This window comes from Pradoshia sp. Z6_59 (assembly GCF_058267515.1).
Genome location: NZ_JBZCPP010000006.1, coordinates 35,111 through 48,245, shown reverse-complemented (window position 1 = coordinate 48,245; position 13,135 = coordinate 35,111). Strand labels below are relative to the sequence as shown.

Here is a 13,135-nt window from a genome sequence, read left to right as displayed (position 1 = left end):
ACTTTATTATTTTACATTTTCTTTTTTAGTGATTTCAGAGATTTTATTCATATTGTCCTCTAATTGAAGCTGTGTGCTTGATTTACTTAGGAATTGATATAACATACCTACGAAAATCGCTCCACCGACAATATTCCCTAAAGTAACAGGAACCAAATTGTAGATGGCATTTCCGATTGTAATGGTATCAGGATGCGGTGATACTAGTGCAATTGAGAATAATGATAAGTTCGCAATGCTATGTTCAAAGCCTGATGAGAAGAATAAAAACACGACTGCAATCATCATTGCCATTTTAGCTCCGTCACCTTTTACTTGGCTAGGCAGGTAACAAGCTAAACAAACAAGCCAGTTACAAAGGATTCCTTTAAAGAATAAAGCTGTAACAGATCCATGCATTTTATAAGAAACAATTTCGTGCATTAAATGCTCGTTTGGAATATGGCTGAATATGCCTGTAAGATAAAATAAAATGGCAAAGAAGATTGCCCCAACAGCATTGCCAAGATAACAAGCGCCCCAATTTCGGCCTAAATCTCTAAGTGTTACCTCATTACGCATATAAGCGACAGTGAAATAAGCGGTATTACCGGTAAATAGCTCTGCCCCACCGTAAATAATAAGTATTAATGCGATACCAAAGAAAAGTGCCGGGAATAGGTATGCAAAAGGTGAGTCGGCTACCCTGAAATATTCTCCTGTTCTAAAGCAGGTAATGATTACAAACCCTACAAATATTCCTGCCATCATCGCTCTTAAGAAATAATGAAGAGGAAAATGGTCTAACAGCCTTTTCTTTTTCTTTGCAAGGGCAACTAAATACTGTAATCCTTGTTCTTCCATGATGTTAAATTCCTCCTATGCTGAAAAACGTCCATTAAATAAACTACTATGACTTCTCTAATTAATCAATAAGCTTGTGAAATTATTCACTTTTCTGATAGCCTCTTTTATTCAAATAAGGTAAACTTGCGTAAATCTTGTGATTATCTTCCACCGAATACGGGTAAGGTAGGTATAAGGATGGTGATTATCTTGAAAAGTAAAATTTTAAAAAGGGTTATTGCTGCAGCTGCACCCCTAGTGATTAGCTATATTACAAAAAAATTAACCAATAAGAAAAAAGTAGCTTAAAGGACGGGCATTAATGCTCGTTTTTTTTTATGTTAACTTACTTTTCCCCAAAGAAAGGTGAAATACTTAAACGTACACTAATTGACTGTAATTAACTACATATGAGAAAATATGACTGTTTGATTAAAACTTATGGTTCGCCTATTCACATATTATTTTTTTACATGGTATATTTGATAAGATGTATTTTGATTTTAATAAGAAGTGTTAAAAAATTATTTCCTTTTTACAACATCAAAGTATTATTGGAGATGTAGATCCAAGTTGAATAGATTTAAGAAGTTTTACAATATATAAAAGGATGGCTCACATGACTAATTTAAAAGAACAGATAGAATCAAGAAGAACCTTTGCTATTATTTCTCACCCTGACGCAGGTAAAACGACGTTAACAGAAAAATTGCTCTTATTTGGTGGTGCAATCCGTGACGCTGGTACTGTAAAAGGGCGTAAAACCGGTAAATATGCAACAAGTGACTGGATGGAAATTGAGAAGCAGCGTGGAATATCCGTAACATCCAGTGTTATGCAGTTTGACTATAATGGGACTCGTGTGAATATCCTCGACACACCTGGACACCAAGATTTCAGTGAAGATACGTACCGTACTTTAATGGCTGTTGATAGCGCAGTTATGATTATTGATGCTGCCAAAGGGATTGAAGCACAAACACTGAAATTATTTAAGGTTTGTCGCATGAGAGGAATTCCTATTTTCACATTTATTAATAAAATGGATCGCCAAGGTAAATTGCCGCTTGAGCTGTTGGCTGAGTTGGAGGAAGTGCTTGGTATAGAATCCTATCCAATGAACTGGCCAATTGGGATGGGGAAAGACTTCTTCGGTATTTATGACCGTTATTATAATCGAATTGAAATGTTTAAAGCTGAAGGTGAAGAGCGATACTTGAAATTGAATGAAGAGGGCGAAGTAGAAGATGAAAATCACTCTATTGTTGAGTCTCCTCTTTATGAGCAAACATTGGAAGAAGTGTTATTGTTAAATGAAGCAGGCAATGAATTTTCGCGTGAAAAAGTCCGTAATGGTGAATTAATTCCTGTATTCTTTGGAAGCGCCCTTACTAATTTTGGCGTTCAGACATTTTTGGATACGTATTTAGAGTTTGCGCCAAAGCCTCAGCCAAGACCATCATCTGTGGGACCGGTTGAACCTGTTCAGGATACTTTTTCAGGGTTTATCTTTAAAATCCAAGCAAATATGAATCCAATGCACCGTGACCGAATTGCCTTTTTCCGTATTTGCTCAGGTAAGTTTGAACGTGGTATGACTGTTCAACTAAGCCGAACAGGAAAGCCTATGAAACTTAATAATTCAACACAATTTCTTGCAGAGGAAAGAAACAATATAGCTGAAGCGGTAGCAGGAGATATTATCGGATTATATGATACAGGAACCTATCAGATTGGTGATACGCTAACTTCAGGAAAAGAAGCATTTTCTTTCGAACGTCTGCCACAATTTACACCTGAAATGTTTGTACGTGTTAGCGCTAAAAATGTATTGAAGCAAAAGCATTTTCATAAAGGTATTAATCAGCTTGTACAGGAAGGTGCGATTCAATTATTTAAAACAGTTGGAATTGAGTCCTATATTCTTGGAGCAGTCGGACAGTTACAGTTTGAGGTATTTGAGCACCGTATGAAAAATGAGTATAATACTGAAGTTATCATGGAAAGAATGGGTGACAAGATTGCCCGTTGGACGACAAATGAAAAAATTGATGAAAAGCTTTCAAGTTCAAGAAGTCTTTTGGTACGCGATCGCTATGATCAATATGCATTCTTATTCGAGAATGACTTTGCGCTGCGTTGGTTCCAGGAAAAAAATCCTTCTATAGAACTCTATAATCCAATGGATCAGCATGAACGCTAATTAAATTCAAGCAGGATTTAGCCCAGATTGGGTTAAAATCCTGCTTTTTTCTGTTATATAACAATTAATTGTTGACATATTTTTCTAAATATTCTTACAATGGTGGAAAGAATATATTAGGAGAGTGAAACAATGAAACATGTCTATTTTTTTACCGGGTTTCCAGGTTTTATTTCAAATCAACTAATAAGGGAGCTAAAAAAACAGGATCAGTTATTTAATAAAGTGATTGCTATTGTACTGCCTTCTGAGTGGCATAAGGCTGTCAGTGAAAGATTAAAAATTTTAAAGGAGTTCAATTTAGATGAAAATCAGTTTATCCTAATTGAAGGAGACATCACTAAACCAGGATTAAACATAAGTGAAAAAGAAAGCGGTTTCAAAAAGGAGGAAATTACCCATTTATTTCACTTGGCTGCCATTTATGATTTAGCTGTTCCAAAAAATATAGCCTATTTGGTAAATGTTGATGGAACAAACAATGTAAATGATTATGTATTGACCCTTCCTAACCTAATGAGGTATACCTATTTTAGTACAGCCTATGTAGCTGGAAGACGTGAAGGAAAGCTGTATGAGCATGAATTAATTAAGCCAGATGAATTTAAAAATTATTATGAAGAAACCAAATATGAAGCAGAAGTACTTGTTCGAAAGATTATGGACCATGTTCCTGTTACGGTCATTCGACCGGGTATCGTAAAAGGAAATACCCTAACTGGGGAAACCATTAAATTTGACGGCCCATATTTTATATTAAATTTCCTCGACAGAATCAGATACCTTCCAATTATCCCTAATATAACCAAGTCAACCTGTGTGATTAATTTGGTCCCTGTAGACTATATAATAAAAGCAACAGCTTATTTAACATTAAGTCCTAAAGGTGCTGGGAAAACCTATCATTTAACAGATCCTAATCCATATACGGTTACAGATATTTATAAGTTGTTTTTGAAAGGGTATAATGGAAAACGACCAATCGGCTATTTACCGTTTGGGCTTACAAAAATGGCTTTATCAATTAAGCCGATACGAAAGTTTCTGGGTGTGGAAGTTGAATCTCTTGATTATTTCACCTGGAAAGGAGAATTTGATTGTGCACAGGCACAGGCTGATTTAGCTGAAGGAGGCATTAAATGTCCTGATTTTAAGGAAGGTGTAGTGCCAATGGTTGAATATTACAGAGCCAATAAGAACAATCGGGCGTTTCATATAGAGATTACATAATTAGAGGAGGAACAGAGATGGAAGCCTTAAAAGAAATGGTAAATGTATATGCTCCTGCAACGGGAGAACTGATTATGCAGTATGAAGAAATGCCGGCTAGTCAAGCTGGTGAAATAATGAATAAATCCAAAAGGGCTTTTCTTTCATGGTCACAAGTAGATATAGACGAACGTTTACGCTATCTTCAGCAGTTGAGGCATACGATTGTGAATAGACTTGATGAAATTGCTGAGCTCATATCAAAGGATACAGGGAAAGTTAAAACTGATGCGTTAGTGGCTGATATCATGCCTGCCCTTGATGCTATTAATCATATTGAAAAGCATGCGAAAAAAACATTTAAAGCTCAGAAGGTTCGTACACCTTTCTTATTAATGGGTCACAAATCGAGTATTCATTATATGCCAAGAGGCTCTGTGCTTGTTATCTCACCATGGAATTATCCATTCCTCTTGGCAATGGTTCCTGTCGTATCCGCGCTTGCAGGCGGTAATACGGTTATTTTAAAACCATCAGAAGTAACACCTGCAGTGGGCAAATTAATTGAATCATTATTTGAAGAAGCTGGATTTCCTGATGAAGTTTTTCAAGTAGCACATGGCGGTAAGGAACTTGGTGCCAGTCTTACGAAGCAAAAGCCTGATTATATCTTTTTTACAGGGTCCGTAGGTACGGGACGTATTATTCAGGAAATAGCAGCACGCGATCTTATCCCAACGACTCTTGAGCTCGGTGGAAAGGATCCAATGATCGTGTTTAGCGATGCTGATTATAAGCGTGCAGCACAGGGTGCTGTTTGGGGAGCATTTACGAATAGCGGTCAAGTTTGTATGAGTGTTGAAAGATTGATTATCCAAAAGGATGCATTAGAGCCTTTCTTACAGGAGTTATTGCCAATTGTTAATCAGTTAAAGCAAGGGAATGGAAAAGAATCAGATATCGGTTCTATGACATCTATTCAGCAAATATCTATTGTAAGAGAGCATGTTGAAGATGCCCTGCTAAAAGGTGCCACCCTAATCACTGGTGATCCGCCTTCTGAATGGAATGAAAATTCCATGTTTATTAAGCCGATGGTTTTAACAAATGTTTCAGAGGATATGCTTGTGATGCAGGAGGAAACATTTGGTCCTGTTCTGCCTATACTAACTGTTGATACAGAAGAAGAAGCCATACGGGCTGCCAATCATTCCAATTACGGATTAAATGCAAGTGTTTGGACAACAAATAAGGAAAAAGGAAGGCTGACAGCTAAAAAGCTTCTATCAGGTGCTGTGTTAATTAATGATGTTTTAATAACAGTTGCCAATAATAATCTTCCTTTTGGCGGAGTTAAAGAAAGTGGAATAGGCAGGTATCATGGGGAACAGGGTCTTCGTATATTTTGTCATGAAAAAGCAGTAATGGAAGATATGGGGCTCAAAAAATCAGAGATTCAGTGGTATCCTTATGAAGGGAAATATAAACATTTCCATGCGCTGTTAACAGCCTACTTTGGTAAAAGGAAATCTATGATAAAGGTACTCAAGGAATATCTGAAATTAATAAAACTATCAAAATAAATACTCTATATGAGTAAATACTTGCGCTTGTATCCAGAAGCCAATATAATAGGTATACAAACTTCATACAAACCTTTCAAAGGGGAGTAGCGTTAGGGAAACCTAAAACAAAGTCGTCAGTACGTGGTTTTTAACCATCGGCTTTGTTGGCATTTATACAATGTCTAGCAAGACCTTTGTCAAAAAAGAATTACTTTTTTGGCATGGGTCTTTTTTGTTGGTTTGGAAAATAAAAGGAGGTTTACTTATGGATTGGGCAATATTTTTAGAGTACGCCTGGGTATTATTGGTTTTGATTGGACTTGAAGGAATTCTTGCAGCCGATAACGCAGTCGTAATGGCTGTAATGGTTAAACATCTTCCGAAGGAACAACAGAAAAAAGCATTGTTTTATGGATTGATTGGTGCGTTCGTCTTTAGGATCGGTTCCCTGTTCCTGATTTCATTACTTGTAGATTTATGGCAAATACAAGCAATTGGAGCTGTATATTTGCTCTACATTATGATTAATTATTTAGTGAAACACTATTTCTTAAAATCTGAAGATAAAGCGGTTAAGGAAAAAAAGAAATCCGGTTTCTGGATGACTGTTCTAAAGGTCGAGGTAGCGGACTTGGCATTTGCAGTTGATTCCATGCTTGCAGCTGTTGCTTTAGCTGTAACTTTACCGGCGGTAGGGTCGTTTAATATCGGCGGTATCAATGGCGGACAATTTATTGTTATGTTCCTTGGAGGATTTATTGGATTAGTTATTATGAGGTTCGCTGCAACACAATTTGTTGTATTATTGAACAAGCGACCATCTCTGGAAACAGCTGCTTTTCTAATTGTCGGCTGGGTTGGGGTTAAGCTGGCTGTCATGACATTGGCACATCCAGGTGTTGGAATTCTTGATCATCATTTCCCAGAGTCTACAACGTGGAAAATCATATTCTGGGGTGTCTTAGTATCGATTGTGGTTATTGGATACCTCGTATCAGGTAAAGATTTGAAAGCTAAAAATCAAATTGACCAGGAAATGTAAAATTACAAAGATATAAATTAATAGATTAATTGAAGATCCGGAATGCATGATTATGTGCATTCCGTTTTTTTATTTTTACACCAATTTGATAAAATTTGGGTATAACCCCTATATACGGAAATTTGTATACGTATGATATAGCATAATAGAAAAAATATATAACCAAGCATTATTTATAACTAGTGAAGAGTGAAAACATCCCACAAAGACCATACATTACAACATATGGTATAATTTGTGCAGGGATGAGGTGACATAATGCTTGGTATGCTTTTTCCGATTCTGAAAAAAAAGCAGGATTTAACAGAAATCGTACGCTTAATACAAGAAGGGGATCTGGAATTAAGAAATAATCTGCTTAAAAAATACAAACCCTTTATTAAAAAATCTGTTTCATCTGTATGCCGGCGTTATATCCGAGAAACAGATGATGAATTTAGTATTGGCCTGATAGCTTTTAACGATGCTATAGATAAGTTTTCAGCTGATAAAGGAAATGGCTTATTGCCATTTGCAGATACGGTGATTCGGAGAAGAGTTATAGATTACATAAGGTCACAATCGAAAAAAATGAATGAACTATCTTTTGAAATCAAACACTTTGCAGAAGATGAATACATACAAAGCCCCATAGAAATAGAAAAATCAATTGAAAACCATCAGAGACAATTAAACTCCGGAAATTTAAAGGATGAGATTATTCGGTATACTGAATTACTAAAAATTTTCCATATAACCTTTGACCAATTGGTTAAGCATACACCAAAGCATGTGGATGCAAGGAATAACGCCATAAAAATTGCTAAAACAATAGCAGATGAGCCTTTGATGCTTCAATATGTCATAGACAAGAAAAAATTGCCTATCAAAATGCTGGAAGAAAAAGTTGAGGTTTCAAGAAAGACAATAGAACGCAATCGCATTTATATAATAGCTATGGTGTTGATTTTAACGGGAGACTATTTGTTCTTAAAGGATTACTTGAAGGGGGTTCTTTCAAATTGAAGTGTGGAATCATTATGCAAATATCAACAACGGAAATTACTGTATTGACCCCTGAAGGCGATTTCATTAAATTGAACAAAGAACGCGAAGACTATCAAATTGGAGAAGAAATAAGGATTGATGTTACTGAGCCAAAACCAAAATTCAGCAAGAAGAATGGATGGAAATTTAAAATCCTAGTTCCAGTATTAGCAGCATCTGTTCTTTTAATAGTTAGTTTCTTTCCTGCTCTTATAACTAATTCAAAGGTATCAGCTTATGTCAGTATGGATGTTAAATCAAGTATCGAACTTGGTATTACAGACGAACTAAAAGTGGTTGAGGTAAAGGGAATTAACGAAGAAGGGAAAGAAATCATAGCAAGGCTTAAGGAATGGAAAGGCAGAGATATGGACGATGTTATTAGTGAAATGGTTGTTTTAAATCGTAGTGCAGGGCATCTTAAAACCAATTCCAATATATTGTTCTCCACCGTAATGATTGAAAAGGATAATCAAAATTTTGAAAATTCCTTACAGCAAAAATTAACTGATACTCAGGATCTCCCGCAAATTGGTAATTCTGTTATGATTGAAATGAAAAAGGCATCTGTTAAAGATAGAAAGAGAGCAACTGATAAAGGGGTTTCTACAGGAACATACCTAGAGCAAACCAATAAGAAAACCAAGAATCAGCCTTCAGCTGGAGTAAAGAAAAATGATGAAACTCAAGTAACAGAAGAAAAAAGCAATCAAAAAAATTCAAGTGTGGAAAAAGTTGGAATAAAGCAGAAAATCAGTAACACTAGTGACCCAGTCCAAATTCCGAATAAGTCTGCAGTCATTCAGGAAAATAAGCAAAAATCTGTTGAAATACCTAAAAACGCAGGTACCATTAAAAAACAGGCTAAAGCTAAATATAATGTAAAAGAGAAGGCTGTAAAACAAGAACATAAGGATATAAATTTAAAGCAAAGGCCCCACTCTAAAGACCAGCATATAAACACTGAGGTAAAAAAGGATACCATCCAGAAAGAAAGGGAAACCAATCAAAATAAAAGAGATACCGACCGAAACAATCAACAAGTAGATAAGCGAAATAAACCAAATCAGCAACCAAATCAGCAACCTTATAAAAGTCGGAAACAAGATCAGATGGACAAGCGTGATGTCCGGAAACAAGATCAGATGGACAAGCGAGATTCCCGGAAACAAGATCAGGTGGACAAGCGAGATGCCAGGAAGCAAGAGCGGATGGACAAGCGAGATGTACGGAAACCGCAGCATCAAAGAGATAAACAAGATGATCGTAATCAGAATCAAAAAAGAAAAGGTATGTACGAATAAATATAACCCATTTACATAAATAAATTCAGAAAATGTCCGGTATTTTACCGGACATTTTCTATGCCATATAGAGTTATTTAGTTTTTCCACTCATTTGTGCTTGTGCATGTTTAACAAGTTGCTTGGTTATTTCTCCACCTACTGATCCATTCGCTCGGGAGACCGTATCTGATCCTAACGTAACGCCGAATTCAGCGGCGATTTCATATTTATATTGATCAAGCATTTGCTGTACACCTGGTACCAATAATTTATTACTGCTGGACATTTCTATTCACCTCACTACATATACTGTGGATTTTTGATTCCTCCACACCATTAATATGGATGAAAAACATGATCTAATGCAATTTAAAGTATGGAGGAATAGGCATGGTTTCCCTTTTGATTAAGTTTGATTTATTGCATGAAAAAGAGTCTTGAACGAATACTAACAGCATAAAAGGAGTGTGTGTAAAAATGAAACGTAAGGCAGAAATGAATGCGGTTAATAAATTGAGTAAAACCCCTAAAAGAAATCTGCAGGAAACAGAGTTTTCCGCGGAATTTACACATGGTGAAAACCCTATGAAGGGCGCTAATCGTAATTCTAAGCGTGGTAAACAGGGAGAATAAAAAAATAGAGACTCGACGTTAGTCGAGCTCTATTTCTTTTGAAAATACCGTTGAAGGTACATAAAACAACTTGGACCCACCATGCTTTGGATGGAAGTATGCAATCAATAAGGTCGGATCTGTTGTTATTTCGCCAGTTTTTAAATAGTGATTCATATCAATAGAAAGTTCATCAATCAGTACATGTTTATACAGTTCTTTTTCATTCAAATTAAGTGCTTTAAAGTTCTCATCAACCAGATGAGGATTAGCCAAAACGGCCTGATAGATTGGAGATTTTTCATTTTTGGTCATGGAATATTCCCACCATGGTTTACGTGGTTTAAAGGTTAGTTGTGATAAATAATCCACTTTTAGTAATGAAATTAGTGTTTCAAGGCTATCGGGATTCGTTGCACCAATAAATTCGACGAGGCGCTTAAATAGATCCTCAGGCTGGTGTCCAATGCGTGACCATTTTTTCTCTTCCCAATAGCTTCCGAATTCTTGGAAGAAATCAAAAGGAGAGCTGTAAACAGTGCCTACTATATACTCCATTCCAAGATCCATTCGGTGATCATTCCAATATTTCTCCAGTACATCCTCAACCTGCTTAATTCTAATGATATCGGAAAACGGCATTACATTATTGCTGACAATTTCATATGGGGCTTGATCCATATATTGATAATCCCATTGCTTAGCCTGAGTTCTTAAGCCTGTACCGCGAAGCATTTTTAAAAAGCCCAGTTGAAGCTCCTCTGGTCGCATTTCAAACACATCATCAAAGGTTTTTCGGAAGGAGTTATAATTTTCTTCTGGAAGACCTGCGATAAGATCAAGATGCTGATCCACTTTCCCGCCGTCCTTAATCATGGTAACCGTCCGTTTTAACTTATCGAAGTTCTGTTTTCGTTTGACTAGTTCATTTGTATAATCATTTGTTGATTGGACTCCTATCTCAAAGCGAAATAGGCCGGGGGGAGCTTCTTTGTTTAAGTATTCAATTACTTCGGGCTTCATAATATCTGCTGTAATCTCAAATTGAAAAACGCAACCCGGTTCATGTTCTTTAATTAAAAATTCAAATATGTCGAGAGCATAGCTACGACTGATATTAAACGTCCGATCCATAAATTTAATCGTTTTAGCTCCATTTTTCATCAGGAATCGGATATCTTCTTTAATATCTTCTCTATTAAAGAAGCGAACGCCGGTTTCGATGGATGAAAGACAGAATTGACAGTTAAAAGGGCAACCTCGGCTTGTTTCAATATACGTAATTCGTTTGGACAAGTTAGGGATATCCTCTTCAAATCTAAATGGTGATGGAATAGACTTTAAATCTACCTTTGGAGCGGCAGGTGTCAGGATAGGTTTTTCACCTTCAAGAAACGCAATTCCCTGAACCGTGTGAAAGTCCTTATTGCCATCTATTTCAGCTAAGAGATTTTTAAATGTGGCTTCTCCTTCACCTATGACGATGAAATCAGCACCTGGGATATCTTTGAGCCAGAAAAATGGATCATATGTGACCTCTGGACCTCCAAGAACGATATAGATATCGGGATTGATTTTTTTTAGTATGGTAATAACCTTTTTGATTTCTTCCATATTCCAAATATAACAACTAAATCCGATTACATCTGGCTTTTGGTTATATAAATCTGTAACGATGTTCATTACCGGATCTTTAATGGTGTATTCAAGAATTTCTACATCGTATTCGGGTGCTGCATACGCTTTTAAATAACGAAGGGCTAAATTGGTATGAATATATTTGGCATTTAAAGTAGTTCCAATAATTCTCATGTATTTGTCATACTTCCTTTCACCGTTTGCTAACAATTCATATTATCATATTTGAGTATGGGTTTACAGTATTGGTGATATTTTACATAGGTTCTAATGTAGTACTGTTTGATTTTCAGTTGTCATTATGAGAGATGTTCGAGGAAATAATGGAGTGTATTGGTATAAGAGTGGTGGGAAAAAATAGCGATACAAAAAATCCCTCGGAATTACTTATTCCGAAGGACTACGATTCATCGATTTGGACAAATCATATTTTTGTTTATAAAAATGCAATAAGCCTTTTAATTTATAGAACATCATTTTCGTATGACGGGTATTAAACTCAATCATCGGCTGTGTGATTGACTTGACTAATGTACTAGACAGGATGATTGTAATGATCAATGAGATTGCTGCCAATAATATATAGTGTTCTGCTGTAGTGAAGTATTCATTTAAACTTGTAAATCTGAAGGTCCGGACAAAAAAGCCATGCAATAAATATACATATAGGGTTTGAGTGCCCCATCTAGTAAAGAAATAGCTACCCTTAGGTACTAGCGCCATAAAGCTCATGATCATAAGAGAATTTACGATGAAAAATCCAAAGCGCTTAAACATAGAGAGGAATGTTACCGCCTCAATTTCTGAATAAGGCTTTGACCCGAGGAGCCATTGGGAGTCTATTTCCGGAAAAAATGAAAACCATATAAAAATTACACCAAAGGATGCCAAAGCGTAAAATTTACTTTTCGCTGTGGTTATATTTTGAAAATGTTCTTTCTGTAAGTGATAACCAATCAGGAAAAACGGAAAAAAGACAAATGTCCGGGATAAACTCAGATAAGTAGAGATAGTATCAATATATCCTACAAGTAAAGCAAGCCCTATTGCTAATCCAATCCCTACTAAAGGTTTAAATTTTGTGAAGATGAAAAGCATTAAATTCCAACAGAATAGACTTAACAGAAACCATAATGACCAATTGGGTTCCAACGCTTCGAACTTAAGCGTTGATTTATCAAATAGATAATAATAATAGATCGTATAGAGGACCTGGAAAAGTAAATAGGGAAGAATCAGTTTAGTACTTAGTTTTTTTATATAGCCTTTTTTGTTAAAGCCTTTTGCAAAAAAGCCTGATAACAATATAAAAGCAGGCATATGGAAGGTATAGATTGTATTATATAGAGCATAAATCGTTTCATTTTGATCAATATATGTTCGTAAAATATGACCAAAGACAACAAAAAACATCAATATGACTTTTGCGTTGTCAAAATAACTTTCCCTCTGTCTCATAGTTGCCTCCTATTATTTCCGGAAAAATTCTTTCTATTATTCCCCTTTATAATGGTAATCAAACAATCGAAGAATGAATTAGTAAAAACATCCAATTGAACCATTATTAACAATGTGATAATCGTGTATTTCCATACTATAATCTATGTATCTGTACTATAAGAATAAAGATATCTGTTATATATAGTTTAAATGCAGAATAGCTATAGGTTTCAATATATAAATAATTCCAATTAAAACTGTATTCATTAATATTTAAATAATATTTAAT

At 35.7% G+C, this 13,135-nt stretch carries 11 protein-coding genes; 7 read left to right on the top strand and 4 right to left on the bottom strand.

Translation table 11 applies throughout. The features are described 5' to 3' along the window. Nucleotides 1-6 precede the first annotated feature (6 nt). Complete coding sequence (locus tag AC4D4B_RS08115; RefSeq protein WP_490995252.1) at nucleotides 7-843, bottom strand: formate/nitrite transporter family protein; 837 nt, start codon at nucleotides 841-843, stop codon at nucleotides 7-9. Nucleotides 844-1,444: 601 nt separating this feature from the next. On the opposite strand from AC4D4B_RS08115, the gene AC4D4B_RS08110 reads away from it, so the two are divergent. From AC4D4B_RS08110 to AC4D4B_RS08085, 6 genes are all read left to right on the top strand, one after another. Beyond that, the gene (locus AC4D4B_RS08110; RefSeq protein ID WP_490995251.1) at nucleotides 1,445-3,028 is read left to right on the top strand and encodes a peptide chain release factor 3; all 1,584 of its coding nucleotides are present in this window, start codon (nucleotides 1,445-1,447) and stop codon (nucleotides 3,026-3,028) included. Between the two features lie 132 nt (nucleotides 3,029-3,160). Beyond that, nucleotides 3,161-4,258, top strand: a complete 1,098-nt coding sequence (locus tag AC4D4B_RS08105; protein ID WP_490999618.1) for an SDR family oxidoreductase — start codon at nucleotides 3,161-3,163, stop codon at nucleotides 4,256-4,258. Nucleotides 4,259-4,275: 17 nt separating this feature from the next. Further along, the gene (locus tag AC4D4B_RS08100) at nucleotides 4,276-5,820 is read left to right on the top strand and encodes an aldehyde dehydrogenase family protein (protein ID WP_490995249.1); all 1,545 of its coding nucleotides are present in this window, start codon (nucleotides 4,276-4,278) and stop codon (nucleotides 5,818-5,820) included. Between the two features lie 247 nt (nucleotides 5,821-6,067). Next, the gene (locus tag AC4D4B_RS08095) at nucleotides 6,068-6,844 is read left to right on the top strand and encodes a TerC family protein (protein WP_490995248.1); all 777 of its coding nucleotides are present in this window, start codon (nucleotides 6,068-6,070) and stop codon (nucleotides 6,842-6,844) included. 258 nt (nucleotides 6,845-7,102) lie between these two features. Next, entirely contained in the window at nucleotides 7,103-7,849 is a 747-nt protein-coding gene (gene sigI, locus AC4D4B_RS08090) for an RNA polymerase sigma factor SigI (protein ID WP_490995247.1), read from the top strand. Further along, entirely contained in the window at nucleotides 7,846-9,174 is a 1,329-nt protein-coding gene (locus tag AC4D4B_RS08085) for an anti-sigma factor domain-containing protein (RefSeq protein WP_490995246.1), read from the top strand. The genes sigI and AC4D4B_RS08085 overlap by 4 nt, the downstream gene beginning before the upstream one ends. Nucleotides 9,175-9,247: 73 nt before the next feature. Here the strand turns inward: AC4D4B_RS08085 and AC4D4B_RS08080 are convergent, their stop codons facing one another. Continuing rightward, nucleotides 9,248-9,442, bottom strand: coding sequence for an alpha/beta-type small acid-soluble spore protein (locus AC4D4B_RS08080; protein ID WP_066100972.1), 195 nt, complete (start codon nucleotides 9,440-9,442; stop codon nucleotides 9,248-9,250). A gap of 191 nt (nucleotides 9,443-9,633) precedes the next feature. Between AC4D4B_RS08080 and AC4D4B_RS08075 the strand changes: the two genes are divergently transcribed. Next, entirely contained in the window at nucleotides 9,634-9,789 is a 156-nt protein-coding gene (locus AC4D4B_RS08075) for a hypothetical protein (protein ID WP_490995245.1), read from the top strand. An 18-nt stretch (nucleotides 9,790-9,807) separates the two neighbouring features. On the opposite strand, the gene AC4D4B_RS08070 is transcribed toward AC4D4B_RS08075, so the two are convergent. Beyond that, complete coding sequence (locus tag AC4D4B_RS08070) at nucleotides 9,808-11,580, bottom strand: B12-binding domain-containing radical SAM protein (RefSeq protein ID WP_490999617.1); 1,773 nt, start codon at nucleotides 11,578-11,580, stop codon at nucleotides 9,808-9,810. 213 nt (nucleotides 11,581-11,793) lie between these two features. Continuing rightward, nucleotides 11,794-12,864: an acyltransferase family protein gene (locus tag AC4D4B_RS08065; protein ID WP_490995243.1), complete on the bottom strand. Its 1,071-nt coding sequence runs from the start codon at nucleotides 12,862-12,864 to the stop codon at nucleotides 11,794-11,796. Between the last annotated feature and the right edge of the window lie 271 nt (nucleotides 12,865-13,135).

Coding starts and splice junctions, on each gene's coding strand:
- AC4D4B_RS08115 (WP_490995252.1), bottom strand. CDS start 843: ATGGAAGAACAAGGATTACAGTATTTAGTTGCCCTTGCAAAGAAAAAG.
- AC4D4B_RS08110 (WP_490995251.1), top strand. CDS start 1,445: ATGACTAATTTAAAAGAACAGATAGAATCAAGAAGAACCTTTGCTATT.
- AC4D4B_RS08105 (WP_490999618.1), top strand. CDS start 3,161: ATGAAACATGTCTATTTTTTTACCGGGTTTCCAGGTTTTATTTCAAAT.
- AC4D4B_RS08100 (WP_490995249.1), top strand. CDS start 4,276: ATGGAAGCCTTAAAAGAAATGGTAAATGTATATGCTCCTGCAACGGGA.
- AC4D4B_RS08095 (WP_490995248.1), top strand. CDS start 6,068: ATGGATTGGGCAATATTTTTAGAGTACGCCTGGGTATTATTGGTTTTG.
- sigI (WP_490995247.1), top strand. CDS start 7,103: ATGCTTGGTATGCTTTTTCCGATTCTGAAAAAAAAGCAGGATTTAACA.
- AC4D4B_RS08080 (WP_066100972.1), bottom strand. CDS start 9,442: ATGTCCAGCAGTAATAAATTATTGGTACCAGGTGTACAGCAAATGCTT.
- AC4D4B_RS08075 (WP_490995245.1), top strand. CDS start 9,634: ATGAAACGTAAGGCAGAAATGAATGCGGTTAATAAATTGAGTAAAACC.
- AC4D4B_RS08070 (WP_490999617.1), bottom strand. CDS start 11,580: ATGAGAATTATTGGAACTACTTTAAATGCCAAATATATTCATACCAAT.
- AC4D4B_RS08065 (WP_490995243.1), bottom strand. CDS start 12,864: ATGAGACAGAGGGAAAGTTATTTTGACAACGCAAAAGTCATATTGATG.